The 16730-nt window shown below is 63.9% G+C and carries 13 protein-coding genes; 8 read left to right on the top strand and 5 right to left on the bottom strand.

The window, feature by feature from the left end; all coding sequences use genetic code 11:
- Window positions 1–26: 26 nt before the first annotated feature.
- Window positions 27–1790, bottom strand: a complete 1764-nt coding sequence (locus tag IRI77_RS30320) for a gamma-glutamyltransferase family protein (protein WP_194448698.1) — start codon at window positions 1788–1790, stop codon at window positions 27–29.
- Window positions 1787–2242, bottom strand: coding sequence for a TrmH family RNA methyltransferase (locus IRI77_RS30315; RefSeq protein ID WP_228486858.1), 456 nt, complete (start codon window positions 2240–2242; stop codon window positions 1787–1789). Before IRI77_RS30315 ends, IRI77_RS30320 begins: the two co-directional genes overlap by 4 nt.
- Before the next feature lie 49 nt (window positions 2243–2291).
- Between IRI77_RS30315 and hutH the strand changes: the two genes are divergently transcribed.
- The gene (hutH, locus tag IRI77_RS30310; RefSeq protein ID WP_194448696.1) at window positions 2292–3812 is read left to right on the top strand and encodes a histidine ammonia-lyase; all 1521 of its coding nucleotides are present in this window, start codon (window positions 2292–2294) and stop codon (window positions 3810–3812) included.
- Window positions 3813–3817: 5 nt separating this feature from the next.
- Complete coding sequence (locus IRI77_RS30305; RefSeq protein ID WP_194448695.1) at window positions 3818–5374, top strand: serine hydrolase; 1557 nt, start codon at window positions 3818–3820, stop codon at window positions 5372–5374.
- Here IRI77_RS30305 and IRI77_RS30300 read toward each other — a convergent pair.
- Together IRI77_RS30300 and IRI77_RS30295 are read right to left on the bottom strand one after the other, a co-directional pair.
- Window positions 5368–7359: an OPT family oligopeptide transporter gene (locus IRI77_RS30300; protein ID WP_194448694.1), complete on the bottom strand. Its 1992-nt coding sequence runs from the start codon at window positions 7357–7359 to the stop codon at window positions 5368–5370. The genes IRI77_RS30305 and IRI77_RS30300 overlap by 7 nt on opposite strands.
- Before the next feature lie 47 nt (window positions 7360–7406).
- Window positions 7407–9548, bottom strand: coding sequence for an ATP-binding protein (locus IRI77_RS30295; protein ID WP_194448693.1), 2142 nt, complete (start codon window positions 9546–9548; stop codon window positions 7407–7409).
- A gap of 154 nt (window positions 9549–9702) precedes the next feature.
- Between IRI77_RS30295 and ppk1 the strand changes: the two genes are divergently transcribed.
- From ppk1 to IRI77_RS38200, 3 genes are read left to right on the top strand one after another with little or no spacing between them, the layout of a single operon-like run.
- The gene (ppk1, locus tag IRI77_RS30290) at window positions 9703–11847 is read left to right on the top strand and encodes a polyphosphate kinase 1 (RefSeq protein ID WP_194448692.1); all 2145 of its coding nucleotides are present in this window, start codon (window positions 9703–9705) and stop codon (window positions 11845–11847) included.
- The gene (locus IRI77_RS38205; protein ID WP_228486399.1) at window positions 11841–12650 is read left to right on the top strand and encodes a polyphosphate kinase 2 family protein; all 810 of its coding nucleotides are present in this window, start codon (window positions 11841–11843) and stop codon (window positions 12648–12650) included. The genes ppk1 and IRI77_RS38205 overlap by 7 nt, the downstream gene beginning before the upstream one ends.
- Entirely contained in the window at window positions 12650–13381 is a 732-nt protein-coding gene (locus IRI77_RS38200; RefSeq protein ID WP_228486398.1) for a hypothetical protein, read from the top strand. The genes IRI77_RS38205 and IRI77_RS38200 overlap by 1 nt, the downstream gene beginning before the upstream one ends.
- A 4-nt stretch (window positions 13382–13385) precedes the next feature.
- Here the strand turns inward: IRI77_RS38200 and IRI77_RS30280 are convergent, their stop codons facing one another.
- The gene (locus IRI77_RS30280; RefSeq protein WP_194448691.1) at window positions 13386–13604 is read right to left on the bottom strand and encodes a hypothetical protein; all 219 of its coding nucleotides are present in this window, start codon (window positions 13602–13604) and stop codon (window positions 13386–13388) included.
- A 147-nt stretch (window positions 13605–13751) separates the two neighbouring features.
- Here IRI77_RS30280 and IRI77_RS30275 point away from each other — a divergent pair, with 147 nt between their 5' ends.
- The 3 genes from IRI77_RS30275 to IRI77_RS30265 are packed head-to-tail and all read left to right on the top strand — an operon-like array spanning window position 13752 to window position 16698.
- Window positions 13752–14495: a DUF3108 domain-containing protein gene (locus tag IRI77_RS30275; protein WP_194448690.1), complete on the top strand. Its 744-nt coding sequence runs from the start codon at window positions 13752–13754 to the stop codon at window positions 14493–14495.
- 39 nt (window positions 14496–14534) lie between these two features.
- Window positions 14535–15611 carry a GDSL-type esterase/lipase family protein gene (locus IRI77_RS30270; protein WP_194448689.1) on the top strand — a complete coding sequence of 359 codons (1077 nt, stop codon included), beginning with the start codon at window positions 14535–14537 and terminating at the stop codon, window positions 15609–15611.
- Window positions 15612–15615: 4 nt separating this feature from the next.
- Complete coding sequence (locus IRI77_RS30265) at window positions 15616–16698, top strand: hypothetical protein (RefSeq protein WP_194448688.1); 1083 nt, start codon at window positions 15616–15618, stop codon at window positions 16696–16698.
- The last annotated feature ends 32 nt before the right edge of the window (window positions 16699–16730 follow it).

Here is a 16730-nt window from a genome sequence, read left to right as displayed (position 1 = left end):
CTTCCCAACATAGCTCAACCGCCAGGCTAGCGGCCGAAGATGAACCGCGACCGGCGCGGATCCGCACCGCCGTCCAGCACCCCATTGTCGATGCGGATGACGGTGGGCGCTGAGCCGTTCGACCACGGCCCCAGGATGGCCAACCGGTGGCCCTTGTCGAGCAGCTTCTTGGCCGTGGCCTCGGGAATGCGGGATTCAATATTGACCCGGCCCGGGCTGAACTCGTGATTCCCAAACGAGGCGTAGAAGTGTTCCGTCTGCAGCCGCGGCACTTCCACGGCTTCCTGCGGGCTCATCCCAAAATCGATCAGGTTGAGCAGCACCTGCAGCATCGCCTGATCCTGGTTGTCGCCGCCAGGCGTCGACATGGCCAGCCACGGCTTGCCGTCTTTCAACACGATGGTGGGACTCAAGGTGACGCGAGGCCGCTTCCCGGGCGCCAGCAGGTTCGCATGACCCGCGGTGAGAACAAACGACTCCAGCCGCATGCTGTACGGAATCCCCGTATCCCCGGCGATTACCGACGGCAGCCAGGCCCCGCTGGGCGTCGCCGAGAAGACGTTGCCGAACCGGTCGACCACGTTGATACAGGTCGTGTCGTGGTCGATGGACGCTCCATGGGTGTTGGCAGCCAGCGCCATCGGCCCGCCCAGGTTGCCCGGCCTGTGTTCAATGGACGCGTGTTCGGAGTCGATCAGCTTGGCCCGCTCGGCTGCGTACTCCTTGGAAAGCAGCGCCTCGGCCGGGATCTTGGAAAACTTGGGGTCGCCGTAATAGCGGTCCCGGTCGGCGAAGGCCAGCTTCAAAGCCTCGATCACCGTGTGCAGATACTCCGGCGAGTTGTGCCGCATGGCCTTCAGGTCGAAGCGCTCCAGGATGTTGAGCGCCTCGATCATGACGGGCCCTTGCGTCCAGAAGCCCGGCTTCAAAATGCCGTACCCGCGATACGTCCCGACGGCCGGCTTGTCGATCTCGGCATGGAACTTCGCCAGATCGTCGTACCGCAACAGCCCGTCGTTGGCCTGCGAGAAATCGGCCAGCTTGTGCCCGATGGACCCTTTGTAGAACTCGTCGCGCACCGCCTGCAGCTTGGCGGCCCTGTCGCCCTTGGCGTTCTTCTCCATGGTGCAGAGCGACTCCAACGTGGCGGCAAGGGTGGGCGATCGGAAGATTTCCCCGCGCTTGGGCGGTTCCCCGCCGGGCAGAAAGAACTGCTCGGAGGCAGGCCACAGGTGCAGGAAGTTGCGGAGCTCACCGATAAATCGAGCGTACTCATCCGGAATGGGAAACCCATGCGCGGCCTCGATCGCGGGCTGGACTACCTCGCAATACGATTTCGAGCCGTGCTGCGAAAGCGCCAGGATGAGCCCGTCGAACATGCCGGGCACAATGGCGGCCTTCAGCCCGATGGAAGGAATCGGAGCCATGCGGCTGGGCTCTTCCCACGCCTCGGGCTTGCGGGCGCGGTAAAACTCCGGTATGGCCAACGCAGGGGCGGTCCCAACTCCGCTGATCGCAATGGCAGGCTTGCCGGCCATCTGGATCAGAATCGGCACCTCGCCCCCCAGCCCGATGCGCGACTGCTCCGTCACCGTGGCCGCCAGGATCCCCGCAACCCCCGCATCCACGGCGTTGCCGCCCGTGGTCAGCATCCGCCATCCGGCCTCCACCTGGAAGTTGTTGCCGGCCCCCACCATCTCCCGCGTCCCGCGCACGGGCGGAAACATGGTGGCCGGTTGAGCTCCGGCAAGCATCACGAAAAGCGGGCACAGCAGAAAAAGTCGGTTCATCGTCTCTCCCGGAATTTGCGCAGCAGTTCGTACACCACGACGCCGCCCGCGGTGGCGACGTTCAAAGAGTTTTTGACACCATTCATCGGCAGGCGGATGTGGGCATCGCAGGAAGACAGCACGCCCTCCCCCAGACCGTCCACCTCGTTGCCAAAGACGACACAGACAGGCCAACTCGGCTGCCAGTCGAAAATATCGGTTGCGGAGTCCCCGGTTTCGATGGCCGCCACATGGTAGCCGCGCGCCCGCATCATGCGTAGCGGCACCAGCGCATCGGTGTGGTACTCCCAGGGCACGGTCTCTTCGGCGCCCAGCGCGGTCTTGCCGATACCCTCCTGCGGCGGGTGCGCGGTGATGCCGCACAGCACCAGGCGCTCGAGCCTCACGGCGTCGGCTGTGCGAAAGAATGCTCCGACGTTGTACATGCTGCGTACATGATCGAGCACGACCACGACTGGCAATCGGCTATCCACGATGAAAGGACTAGGATAGCGTGAAGGTATGGTTAGTCTGAATGGATCCGCGTTGACCCTGGAAGATGTCGCCCAGGTGGCCCGCCACGGCGGCGAAGTCGAGTTGGACCCGCATGCCGTCAAGCGCATGAAGGCCGCGCGCGAGGTGATCGACCGCCTCGCCGCCGGCGAAGCCCCCGTCTACGCCGTGAATACCGGCGTCGGCCTGTTGGCGGACACGCGCGTCGCGCCCGAGGAACTCGAACAACTGCAGCGCAACGTGGTGCGCTCCCATGCGTGCGGCGTCGGCGAACCCCTGCCGGAGGATGTCGTCCGCGCCATCATGCTGATCCGGGCCAACGTGCTGGCCAAGGGCATCTCCGGCATCCGGCCCGTCGTCGCCCGGCGCATCTGCGGTCTCTTGAACAAAGGCGTCACCCCGCTGGTCCCCTCCCGCGGCAGCGTCGGCGCCAGCGGCGACCTCGCCCCCCTGGCCCACATCGCTCTCGTGCTGATCGGAGAAGGCGAAGCCGTCTACCAGGGCCAGCGCATGAGCGGAGGAGCCGCCCTGTCAGCCGCCCTCATCGAGCCCCTGCGCCTGCATTCCAAGGAAGGCATCTCCCTGGTGAACGGAACCCAGGCCATGCTCGCCCTGGGCACACTGGCGCTGCTGGACTCAGAAGATCTGGCCGAAGCCGCCGACGTCGCCTGCGCGCTCTCCCTCGACGCCCTGCGCGGCACGCCCAAGGCCTTCGACCCGCGTATCCACGAAGTCCGCCCCCATCCCGGACAACTTGCCAGCGCGAAGCTGTTGCGGCGCCTGCTGGAAGGCAGCGAGATCCGGGCGTCGCACCAGGCGTGCCGGCGGGTTCAGGACGCCTACTCGCTCCGCTGCGCGCCCCAAGTCCACGGCGCGGTTCGCGACACCCTGACAGAGACGCGGCGCGTCTTCGGCATCGAACTGAACTCAGCCACGGACAATCCGCTCGTCTTCGGGGAAGAGACTCTCTCGGGCGGCAATTTCCACGGCCAGCATCTCGCGTTCGCGATGGACTTCATGGCGATCGCCCTGACGGCCCTGGCGGGCATCAGCGAACGCCGCATCGACCGCCTGGTGAACCCGGCCCTGAACGAAGGCCTGCCACCCTTCCTGGCGCATCACCCCGGCCTCGAATCCGGCTACATGATGCTGCAGGTGACGGCGGCCGCCCTGGTGGCCGAGTGCCGGGTGCTGGCCACGCCGGCATCCCCAGGCTCCATCACCACCAGCGGCAACAAGGAAGACTTCGTCAGCATGGGCATGACCTCGGCGTTGAAACTGCGCCAGGTGGTAGAGCTCACCCGGCAGGTGCTGGCCATCGAACTGATGACGGCGACACAGGCGCTGGAATGCCTGCGCCCGTTGAAGACCAGCCCGCTGCTCGAAGAGATCCGCACGGCCTTTGTCGCCGTATGTCCTCCGCGCAAGGACGACCAGCCCTTCTCCGCCGGCATCGCCGCCGCCGCCGATTGGTTGAAACGCTGGCGCGCGGTGAGGCCTACCGCCGTGGCGGAGATTGACGCACAATAGTCAAAATGCGTCTCGCAACCGCCCTTCTCACCCTCGCCCTCGCACTGCCATCCTTCGGCCTCGCGCAGCCGAATCTTGACTCCGTCGTAGAACGTGCTTTGAAGGAGTTCAACGTGCCCGGCATCGCCGTGGGGGTCATCAAGGACGGCCAGTTGGTGATGGCCAAGGGCTATGGTGTGCGGAAGCTGGGGGATCCGGCCCCCGTGACGGCTGACACCCTCTTCGGCGTCGCCTCCAACACCAAGGCGTTCACCTCCGCGTCGCTGGCCATGCTGGTGGATGAGGGCAAGCTCCGCTGGGACGATCCCGTGATCCAGTACCTGCCGGCTTTCCAGATGTACGATCCCTACGTCACACGCGAAATGACCGTCCGCGACCTGCTGGTGCACCGCAGCGGCCTGGGCCTGGGCGCGGGCGACCTGATGTTCTTTCCCACCAGCAACCTGAGCTCCGCTGAAATCGTGAAGCGCCTGCGCTGGGTGCGCCCCGCGACCAGCTTCCGCAGCCGCTATGCCTACGACAACGTGCTCTATCTGGTGGCCGGCCAGGTGATCGAAGCGGTCAGCGGCAAGCCGTGGGACGCTTTCGTTCGTGAACGCTTCTTCAAGCCGCTGGGCATGACCCGTTCCACCACCAGTTCCACCGTCCTCAAGCCGGGCATGGACTACGCGACTCCGCACGCCGCGGCCGAGGGGAAGCTGGAGCCCATCGCCCTCACCAATCTCGACAACAACGCACCAGCCGGCGCCATCAACTCGAGCGTCAATGAGATGGCCCACTGGGTCGTCGCGCAGTTGAATGGCGGCGAGTACAACGGAACCCGCCTCTTCAGCGCCAAACAGAGCCAGGAGATGTGGTCGGCCCAAACGGTGATGCCCCTGGGCAACCCGCCCGGCGAACTCTCCGAGTCCAAGCCGAACTTCCAGGCCTACGGGCTAGGCTGGGTGGTGTCAGACTACCGCGGCGCCAGGATGATTCATCATACCGGCGGCCTGGCCGGCATGGTCACGCGCGTCACGATGATCCCGTCGCTCAAGCTGGGCGTTTTGGTTTTCACCAATCAGGAGGTCGGCGCGGCCTTCAATGCAGTCACCTACACGGTGCTGGACCACTATCTCAACGCCCCGACCAAGGATTGGGTCGGAGCCTATGCCACCTACCAGGCCACGCGCCTGGACGAGGCCGGTGAAAACATCAGCAAGGCGGTCGCTGCCCACAATCCGGCTTCAAAACCTGCCCTGCCTTTAAGCAGCTATGCCGGGCGCTTCCGCGATGCCTGGTACGGCGACGTCCTGATCGAGGAGAAGGACGGTAAGCTGCTGATCCGCTTCAGCCATTCCCCCTCCTTGACCGGCGAACTGGTGCACTGGCAGTACGACACGTTTGTCGCGCGCTGGAACGACCGCACCCTGCTCGCGGACGCTTACATGACGTTTTCACTGAAGCCCGACGGCAAGATCGATTCCGCCAAGATGGTCGCGGTCTCGCCGCTCACCGACTTCAGCTTCGACTTCCACGATCTCTTCCTGCGGCCGGTCGCCGCCGACGCCAAGCCCTACTGACCGGAACGCCGCATCGGCACCCGGATCAGGACCCAGGCGATCGCCGCCATCGGCAGCCACGACAGCCACCCGCCCCACGCCGGGAACCACGAGAACTGGTCCGTCCCGCTGAAAACGTGCGTAATCGACGAAACGCCAGTCAGGAACAGCACAGCCAGCAGAATGCCGACAACGGCCTCTCCGGCAATCAGCCCGGACGCCAGCAGCGTCCCCGCCTCCTCCGCCTTCGCCTTGATCTCGGGACCATACGAAGCCATCACCTTGTCCGCCACCCACTTGATGAGCCCGCCCAGGAAGATGGCGGAGCTCGTATCAAACGGCAGGTACATGCCCACTGCGATTAGCATCATGGCCCGTGCCCCACACAGCAGCAGGGCCAATCCGAACGCCGCACCGATAGCCAGGAGCCCCCAGGCCATGTCGCCGCTGACGATGCCCTTGGCGAGTTGCGCCATCAGTCCGGCCTGCGGCGCCGGCAGCGCGCGTCCGCCAATCCCGCCGGTGGACAGATTCGCCTCGTGCAGCGCAATGATGGGCCCCATCAGGAAGACCGACAGCAGGATCACGGCCAGGATCTCGACCACCTGCATCTTCCACGGCGTACCGCCCAGCAGATGTCCCGCCTTCAGATCCTGGATCAGCGACCCGGAAACGGAGACGGCCACGGCCACCACGGCCGCCACACCCAAAACCGCCGCCACACCCGCCGCACCCTTCACGCCCATGGCCTGCATCAGCAATGCGGAAAGGATCAGTGCGGAGAGCGTCAGCCCGCTCAGCGGCTGGTTCGAGCTGCCCACCAGCCCCACCAGGTACCCGCCGACCGCCGAAAGCAGGAACCCCGCGCCACCCATGACCAGCGCCGTACCCATCGCCGTCCCAATGCCGCCCGTGAACCCGTAATAGATCGCCGTGACCGGCACAAAGAGCGCCAGGATGCACAGCAGCACCCACTTCGTCGGAATATCGCGTTCCGTGCGCGGCACCTCCCCGCTCGCGTGAGCCGACTTCGCCGAAGCCCGGAAGGCGCCCATCAGCGACTCCGCGATGGACTTCCGCATCGAGAACATCGTATTCGCGGCGCCCACCAGCATCATGCCCACCGCGATGGGCCGCACGATGTTGTACCAGAGCGTGTAGGCAGCGACATCGTGCCCGGCTCCGCCGATGCGATTCGACAGATCCGGATCGAAGAACAGCAGCAGCGGGATCAATACCCACCACGCGAGAAACCCGCCCGCCACGTTGATCGACGCCAACTCCGGCCCGATGATATAACCGATGCCGATCAGGGCAGGCGACAATGCGGGCGTCGACCAGGGAATGCCGCCCTGGTGCGTGACCGCTCCGATAGGCGCCTTGGAGAAATTGAAGTGGCGTACGACACTGCGGGGGAAGGCGATGAAGCCTTCGGCGTACTCCTGGAAGATCTGCAGCCCTTTGTCGCTCTTGAGAATCTGGATCAGCCCGCCGAACGCCATCCCGCCAAACACCAACCGCGGAGCGTCGCCGGACTCCTGCCCGGCCTTGACGATCTCATAGCTGGCCACGCTCTCCGGAAACGGCAGACCCGCCTCGACGCACAGCGCGCGCCGCAGCAGGATGATGAAGAAGATCCCGGCCAGCCCGCCCGCCAGCAGGATCACGACGCCTTGCCAGTAGTGCCCCCGCAGATCCGCCCACAGCTTCTGCCCGTCAATCTCCACCAGCAGGAACGCCGGCAGAGTGAAGATCGCTCCGGCCACCAGAGCCTCCCCGACGCTGGCCGCCGTACGCGCAATGTTCTGCTCCAGCAGGCCGCCGCGAAACGCGGGAATCCGGAACAAAGCCATGGCAATCACCGCCGCCGGAATGGTGGCGGCCACGGTCTGCCCGGCCTTCATCCCGAGGTAGGCGTTGGCGGCGCCGAATACAAAGGCCAGGAAAAGTCCGAGGAAAACCGATTTGACGGTCAGCTCGCGCAGTTGGGGGTCCGGCTCAGTCACTCTACGATATTAGAAGATCCGGCCCGGGGCTCAATCGATAGGTGGATTCAGGCAGACTCCGGCCGGCTCGCGTCCTTCGCGGGAGCGAAGCGGGCCACCACCCGTCGCAGTTCAGCCGGATCCACAGGCTTCGGAATGTAGTCGTCCATGCCGGCTTCGCGGCAGCGCCGGCGGTCTTCCTCCAGCAGGGACGCCGTCATCGCCACGACAGGAGTCCGCCATCCGGCGGCAGTCTCCACGGCCCGGATGCTCCGCGTGGCGACAAAGCCGTCCATCACGGGCATGAAGCAATCCATGAGGATGAGATCGAACCGCGACCCGTCCGCCAGCACGCGGACCCGGTCCAGCGCGATCAACCCGTTCTCGGCGAGTTCCACCTCGCAGCCCAGGCGCTGCAGGAACCGTGTCGCCACTCGCTGATTGACCTTGTTGTCTTCCACCAGCAGCACCTTCAAACCCTCTCGCGGCGTCGGCGGGAGGTTCGCCGCGGCGGCAGGCTCGGGAACCAGCTCATCCTGCCAGACTCCGGAGATCCGGCGCAGCTTGAGCTCCACGCAGAAATTGGAGCCGGTGCCAGGCTGGCTTTCCACCTGGATCGTGCCGCCCATCAGGTGGATCAGCTCATGGCTGATGGAGAGCCCCAGGCCCGTGCCGCCAAAGCGCCGGGACGCGGAAGAGTCAGCCTGGTAGAACTTCTCAAAGAGGTGGGGCAGATTCTCAGCCGCCACACCGATGCCCGTATCGCGCACGGCAATCCGCACGGCCACCAGTTCGCCGGAAGCCTCCCCCATCGAAACTTCCACGCTCACCGCGCCCTGTTCAGTGAATTTCACGGCGTTGCCCACCAGGTTCAGCAGCACCTGCCGAATGCGGCCAGGGTCGCCCTCCAGCATCGCGGGCAGGTCGCCGGCGACCGAGAGGTTTAACTTGAGCCCTTTGGCTTCCGCGCTCGGCAGCACCAGGGCCGCCACCTGTTGCACCAGTTGGCGCAGGTTGAAGGCCTCCTGCTCGATCGTCAGTTTGCCGGCCTCGATCTTGGAGAAATCCAGGACGTCATTGATCAGGCGGAGCAGCGACTGCCCGGAACTCTCGATAATCTGCACGTGCTCACGCTGCTCCCGCGGCAGGGGCGATTCCAGCAGGATGTGCGACATCCCCAGTATCCCGTTCATCGGCGTACGGATCTCGTGGCTGATGGAGGCCAGAAAATCGCTCTTGGCCCGTGTGGCGGCGCCCGCCAGCCGGTTGGCGTGCCGCAGCCTGCCGTTCTGCACCACCAGCACGATGCCCATGATCGCCAGCAGCACGGTGCCATAGAACGAAATGCGCGACTGCCGGGCCTTCGTCTCCAGCTCCGAAACGATTCGCATTTCATTCCCCATGAACGAGGACCAGAAGTCCAGGATGTGCGTGAACGAACCGTCGCGGCTCATCTCAGTGATCCCTTTGCGCAACATGATCGCCGCCGCCGCACTCTGTTCATTGGCGAGCACCGAAAGCATGCGGTCGGCGCTCGGCACATTCATGACAACCAGCGAAACCCCATCGCAGGCGGCCGGCCGGACAAGCAGTTTCTGCTCCAGGAAGCGCTGCTCGATAATGCTCGCCTCCACCTCGCCCCGGCAGAGGGCAAGCAGCCCTTCCGCACGGCCCGGAACCTCTCGCGCGGTCATGCCCGGCGGCGGATTCGGCCCGCCGATCTCTTTCACGATGCGCAGGTAAACGCTGCCGACACGCTTGTTCTTGAGGTCGGCGATCGCGTGGACCGGGTTGTCGCTGCGGGAAACGATGCACAGCCGGTTCATCAGCCAGGGATCGGAGACATGCAGCCACTTGCGCCGCTCCGGCGTGTCGGTCGCCGCTGGCCACAGATCCACCAGATTGCGCCGGAACGCTTCATCCACCCCGACCTGCGTCTCCACGAAGATCAGCCGGATGCCTTTGCGCCGCGCTGCTTCTCTCAGGACTTCGACAGCCAGACCAGTAGGCGGTTGGCCCGGCCGCAGCACACTGTAAGGTGGAGCATTGTCCGCACCCACGCGGAACGCGTGCTGGCTGAGCGTCCGGTACATACCGAGATGCCAGATCAGCACGGCGGCCCCGCCGCACGCCACCACAGCAACCACGCTCAACAGCACGCGGAGACTGGTCCACAAACGGAAGGCGGGTAGTTTCCCAGCGTCTCTCATTAAGTACTCATAGCCTGCCCGGCCAGGTGCCATCCTCAAGCTGTCTGCGGCACAGGCTCCTTGTTTGATTAGAGAACGTGGCGCACAATCTTGTCGAGCGGGAAACTCGTCCCAGCGCCAGTGGCGGCCGTCCGCTACCCTGTTAGAAGCGTATATGCCGGGCAACAAAAGGAAAATAGAAAAAGTAGTTCCGGCCGCGACCTCCAAAGGAAGCCCCAGGAAAGAGAAACCGGAGCAGGCGCCGGTCGACCTCAATGCGCCTTCGCTCTACCTGAACCGGGAACTCAGCCTGCTGGCTTTCCAGTCCCGGGTTCTGGAGGAGGCCCGCGATCCCAGCAACCCCCTGCTGGAGCGCGTCAAATTCCTCTCGATTCTCGGCTCCAACCTGGACGAGTTCTTCATGGTGCGCGTGGCCGGCGTGGCCAACCAGATCGAATCCGGCATCCTCGACGCCGGTCCGGACGGCATGTCTCCAGCGCGCCAACTGGAGGCTATCCGCACCTACTGCCAATCCCTCTTTGCGGATGCGCAGGCGTGCCGGCGGCTGCTGCTGGAGGAACTGCGCACCCACGGCATCCACGTCCTGGAATACAAGGAGCTGACTGAGCACCAGAAGGACCATGCCCGGCGCTACTTCGACGACACCATCTACCCGGTGCTCACGCCCCTCGCCTTCGATCCCGGCCGCCCCTTCCCTCACATCTCAAACCTCAGCCTGAACCTGTCGGTGCTGATCCGCGATCCCAACGGAGTCGAACACTTCGCCCGCGTCAAAGTGCCCGATTCCCTGCCCCAATTGGTGCCTCTGCAGCGCGGCGCCCTGAAACGCAATGGCAAGGGCGTGTCTTTCGTCTGGATCGAACAGGTGATCCAGGCCAACCTCGGTGCGCTGTTCCCCGGCATGGAGATCGTCGAGTCGCATCCCTTCCACGTCACCCGCGACGCCGAAATGGCCATCCAGGAACTCGAAGCGGAAGACCTGCTCGAAACCATCGAGGAAGGCGTGCGCCAACGCCGCTTCGGGGCCATCGTCCGCCTGCAGGTGCCAAAGCAAATGCCGGAGCGCCTGCTTGAGATCCTCAAGACCAACCTCGAGATCGACGACACCGACGTCTACAAAACCGAAGGCCCGCTCTCCCTGGTCCGCCTGCGGCACCTGGCCTCGCTCGACCGTCCGGAACTCAAGGATGCCCCCTTCACGCCTGCTCCGCTGAAACAACTCGCTGAGGATGAGGACATCTTCGGCATGGTCCGCCGCGGCGATATCCTGCTGCACCAGCCCTTCGACAGCTTCCAGCCCGTGGTGGACTTCCTCCGCGCGGCGGCGCGCGACCCGCAGGTGCTGGCCATCAAGATGACGCTCTACCGCGTCGGCCGCAACGCACCCGTCGTCGAAGCCCTGCTCGAAGCCAACGAGAACGGCAAGCAGGTGGCCGTCCTGGTGGAGCTGAAAGCCCGCTTCGACGAGGAGTCCAACATCGAGTGGGCCCGCGCCCTGGAAAAAGAGGGCGTTCACGTCGTGTACGGCCTCGTCGGCATGAAGGTGCACTGCAAAGTGGCCATGGTGGTGCGCCGCGAGGGCACCCTCATGCGCCGCTACGTGCACCTTTCCACCGGCAACTACAACGCCGTCACCGCGCATCTCTATACGGACCTGGGCCTGTTTACCTGTGACGAGGACTTCGGCGCGGACAGCACCGATCTCTTCAACTACCTCACCGGCTACTCCGCCAAATCGGACTACCGCAAGCTCCTCGTGGCGCCCATCAATCTGCGGCAGCGCCTCGAAGGGCTCATCCAACGCGAGATCGCCCACGCCAAAGCCGGCAAGGACGCCCGCATCATCATGAAGATGAATGCGCTGGTGGACCCTCGCGTCATCCGCCTGCTGTACAAGGCGTCACAGGCCGGAGTGCAGGTCGACCTCCTCTGCCGCGGCATCTGCTGCCTGCGGCCCGGCGTGCCCGGCGTCAGCGACAACATCCGCGTCATCAGCGTGGTGGGCCGCTTCCTGGAACACAGCCGCATTCTCTACTTCCGCAACGACGGCGAAGAAGAAATCTACATCGGCTCGGCCGACATCATGCCGCGCAACATCAACCGCCGCGTGGAAACCCTGTTCCCCATTCAAAGGGCCTCGCTGGTGAGGCAGATCCGCGATAGAATCCTGTCAGTCTATTTGGCCGACAACGTGAAAGCGCGCCGCATGAAGCCCGACGGCACCTATGAGCGAATCCAACGCAAGGAGTCCGAGAAACCGTACAGTGCCCAGGCGATCCTGCTGAAAAGCCGATGCTAGAAAACGTCAACCTGAAACGGAAGCTCGCGCGTGCCGACTACAAGCAGGAGATGCCGGCGCTCCAGCGGCGGCTGTATACGCTCGAAAAGGCCTGCTGGGACCACCGCATCCCCTCCATCGTCCTCTTTGAAGGCTGGGACGCCGCCGGCAAAGGCAGCTCCATCTCCACCCTCACCCAGCGCCTGGATCCGCGCGGCTTCAAGCTCTACTCCATCCAGCCGCCGCGCACCTACGAGCAGAATCACCCCTGGCTCTGGCGCTTCTGGCTGAAGGCCCCCAATCGCGGAGAGATGACCATCTTCGACCACTCCTGGTACCACCGCGTCCTGGACGAGAGGGTCGAAAAAGTGGTGCCCGAAAAGACCTGGCGCAAAGCCTACAAGGACATCCTCGACTTCGAGCGAATGCTGGCCGACGACGGCACCGTCATTCTCAAGTTCTGGTTCCACATCAGCAAGAAGGAGCAGAAGCGGCGCTTCGAGAACATCGAGGCCGACCCGCTGGAATCCTGGCGCGTCACCAGCCAGGATTGGGCGCGCTACAAACTCTACGACCAGTACCTGGAAGCGGCCGAGGAGATGCTGGAACTGACCGAGAGCGAATTCGCTCCGTGGACCATCGTGGAGGCAACCTCCCGCTGGTACGCCCGGCGCAAGGTTTTCCTCACCATCAATGCGGCCCTGGAAAAGGCTCTGGGCCCCCACGTGCCGCCCGTGGAGGAAGGCTCCGCGGAGATCCGCCACGATGCCGAATTGCGGCGCATCATGGACACGCTGGACAACGAGGGTAACGGAGAAGCCTGATGCTGGAAACCCTCGATCTCAAACAGAAACTCGATCGTGCCGACTATGCGAAACGGCTCACCCGCGGCCAGATCCAGCTCAGGGAGCTCGGTTGGCAGGTGTACCAGCAGAAGCGCCCCGTGGTCCTCGCCTTCGAAGGCTGGGACGCCGCCGGCAAGGGTGGCGCCATCAAGCGCGTCACCGAGAAATTAGACCCGCGCGGCTACGTCGTTTACCCCATCAGCGCGCCGCAAGGGGAAGACAAGACCCGCCACTACCTCTATCGCTTCTGGCGCCGGCTGCCGGAAAAAGGCCAGATCGCCATCTTCGACCGCTCCTGGTACGGCCGCGTCCTGGTGGAGCGCGTCGAAGGCTTCTGTACCGAAGCCGAGTGGAAGCGAGCCTACAAAGAGATCAACTCCTTTGAACGGCAGCTCCGCGATTCCGGCTGCATCCTCGCCAAGTTCTGGGTGCAGATCTCGCGCGAAGAGCAGTTGCGGCGCTTCGAGGAACGCCAGAAGATCGGCTACAAAGCGTGGAAGCTGACGGACGAGGATTGGCGCAATCGCGCCAAGTGGAGCGACTACGAAGAGGCCGTCGAGGAGATGCTGCTGAAGACCAGCACCCGCACCGCTCCCTGGACTGTGGTCGAAGGCAACGACAAGCACTGGGCGCGCGTCAAAGTGTTGGAACGATTAGTGGAAGTGCTCACGCGGGAACTCGGCTACAAACCGCGCGATCCGCTGAAATAGGGGCCTACAGCCGGACTTTGGGGCGGGCCCGGAACGCTTCCAGCTGCTGCCGGCTCCGCTTGTCCCGCTTCACCTGCCGCTTGCGCTCCTTCATCGCCCGCTGGACCGTTGGAGGCTTCGATGGCGGACGCCGTTGCGCGGGTGTCTTGTCCTTCGAGAAGGTGAGCGGCGCGAAAACCAGGGCCAGAAAAGCGGTCAGCGTCAGGCACCAGGTCGTCTTCACGGATGCACCTCGGACGCGGTTCGGCTCATGTCCTCTTCATCGGCTCCGCGGACTCGTAACTTTAGTGCCGCCAGGACGGGCGTTCAGCAGGAAAGCTCATCCCCGCGTTTGCGGCTTTCAGAGTGCATCTGCAAGACTGGAGTGGACATGCGCTTGTGGAATCCGCCAGGCGGCGCGATTGCAGTATGGACTCTCTTGCTGGCGGGGCCTTGCCTTGCCCAGACGGTCGCGCTCAATCAGCCGGAAACTCTGACCTTCGGGGTGGAGTGGCGCTTCGTGCGGGCCGGGGAAGTCCAGTTGAAATGGTCGGAGGGCGACCGGCAGTTGGACATGCTCATGAAGAGTGTCGGCCTGGTGGCCACGCTGTTCACCGTCAACGACTCTTACCGCGCCATGTTCGACCACGGCCTCTGCGCCACGTCCATCACCTGGGACGTGCACGAAGGCCGCCGCAACCGCGAGGTCAAGGCAACCTTCGACCGCACCAGGAAGCGCTCGACGTTTCTCGAGAAGGACCTCAATACCAACACCGTAGCCCTCGCCAAAGAGATCGACATACCCGCCTGCGTCCACGACGCCACCGGCGGCCTGCACAAACTCCGCCAACTGCACCCAGCGCCTGGTTCCGTCCTGGAACTCCCCATCAGCGACGGCAAGAAGGTCGTCATGGCCCGCGTCGAGGCCCAGCAGAAAGAGACCATCAAGACACCCCTGGGACAGTTTCCGTCCACGCGGTATGAGGCGTTTCTGTTCAATGGAGTGATGTACGGCCGCAAGGGCCGGCTGTTCATCTGGATCAGCGATGACGACAAACGGCTGCCGGTGCAGATCAGAATCCAACTTCCGTTCTATGTGGGCACGCTCACACTGCAACTCGAAAAAACCCAGTAGGCCGGAGAAGAGGGACAATTGTTCATGCTGAGGATTGCCATGTGTACATTCCTGGCGGCCGTTCTGCCACTGGCCGCCCAGCCGCAGGGTGCGGCCTCCGCGGTACCGGATGATCAACAGGTAATGGTCCTGTATGAACGCTGCCTGCAGTTGATTGAGGCCAGCGGAGTGGCCAGCCCCGAACTCGGCCGGGCCGGTGTTCCCTTGGCGGAGAACATGCGCCAGACGCTCGAGAGCCTGAAGTTTCTCGGCATCCGGAACCCGCAACTCCACTACCGGTTCATGACCAATCTCCGGGCCTTCGTCCTCATCTCCGACACGGTGCCCAAGCCGGTGCCTTTCCCGGAGATCGGCCGCCAGCAGCTGGCCGAACTGCGCGATAACCTGGGCCGGATCGAACTCTACTTCCAGCAGCAGATCGCCTCCCTGCAAGCCGAACTGAGGTCGCCGGACCGCGACGAAACGGCACGCTACCGCGATGCCAACGCCTCGCTCACCGCGCCCGATCCGAAGAATCCGCGCGTCGTCTTCCTGGGCGACTCCATCACCGACTTCTGGCGCTTGAACGAGTACTTTTCCGGCAAGGATTATGTCAATCGCGGCATCAGCGGCCAGATCACCAGCCAGATGCTGGCCCGCTTCCAGGCCGATGTGGTCCAACTGAAGCCCGCCGCCGTCGTGATCCTGGCCGGCACCAACGACATCGGGCGCGGCGTCAATCCGGCCGTCATCCAGAACAACCTGACGATGATCTGCGACCTCGCCGACCTCCACAAGATCAAGGTGATCCTGGCCAGCATCCTCCCCGTATCCGATCACCACAAGAAGGTGAATCCCATGTGGGAGCGCACCAAACTCCGCCCGCCCGCCGCCATCCTGGAGATGAACAAGTGGCTGCAGGCGCTGTGCGAAAAGCGCGGCTACACCTATCTGGACTACTACCCCATCATGGCCGGCGCCGATGGACAACTCGCCCCGAATCTGGCGGATGACGGCCTGCACCCCAACCCCAGCGGCTACCGGATCATGGCGCCCATCGCCACCGCGGCTATCGAAAAAGCGCTCGGCCCGTCGAATCCGGCACAACCCGCGGGCCGCAAGCGGCGTCTATTCTAATGGCATGAGCCTACGCTCTCTACTTGTGTTCTGTCTGGCGGCCGCCCTCACCTTCGGTCAGGGCATGCGGTTGACCGTGGGCCAGTTGAAGTCGTTCCTCCGCTCGTCCATCCAGCTCAAGCACCCCGACAAACAGGTCGCCGACTATCTGAAAAACGTGAAGCTGACTGAGCAATTCACGGCTCGCGACCTTGAGGAAATGCAGGGTGAGGGGATCGGCGCCCGGACATCGGAGGCTTTGCAGGCCCTGGTGACCTCCACCGCCGCCATGTCGAAGCCGCCAAAGGATCCCGTGGTCGCCAAGGCGCCTCCGCCCCCGCCCATGCCGCCGCCCAGCTCTGAAGAACAGGCGAAGGTGATTGAGGAAGCCCGCGAAGTCGCACTCAACTACACCAAGCGCCTGCCGGACTTTATCTGCACCCAGGTCACCCAGCGCTACGTCGACCCCTCCGGCCTGGAGATGTTCCATATGGTCGACCGCGTGATCGAGCGCCTCAGCTACTTCGAGCAGAAGGAAAACTACAAACTCATCTCCGTCAACGGCAACCTCACCGAGATGGATCGCGATAAGCTCGGCGGCGCCACCTCCAGCGGTGAATTCGGCAGTATGCTGCGCGAGATCTTCGAGCCCTCCACCGAGGCCGAATTCCATTGGGAACGCTGGGCCAAGCTGCGCGGCAACCTCGTCCACGTCTACTCCTACCGCGTCAGCCAGTCGCACTCGAAGTGGCATGTCTCCTGGCAGCGCCAGATGGAGATCGTGCCCGGCTACAAGGGCCTGCTCTACGTGGACAAGACCACCCCCATCGTCCTGCGCGTCACCCTCGAAGCCGAGAACATTCCGGTCTCGTTCCCCATCCAGGTCGCCACCACGATGCTCGACTACGACTTCACCTCCATCTCGAACAACCAGTTCCTGCTGCCGTTGCGCTCCGAGATGCAGATGCGCGAAGGCAAAATCCTGGTGAAGAACGAAGTCCAGTTCCGCAACTACCGCAAGTTCGGCGCCGAATCGTCCATCACCTTCGACACCAGCGCGGACCCCATCCCCGAAGACAAGCTCAAGGAAAAGCCACCGCAGCAGTAGTTTCTTGTCCTGTGCCGGAACTTGATATCGTG

The sequence above is a fragment of the Paludibaculum fermentans genome (genome assembly GCF_015277775.1).
Taxonomy (GTDB): Bacteria; Acidobacteriota; Terriglobia; order Bryobacterales; family Bryobacteraceae; genus Paludibaculum; species Paludibaculum fermentans.
The sequence above is the reverse complement of the archived record's forward strand: the minus strand, read 5'-3'. Positions and strand labels throughout refer to the sequence as shown.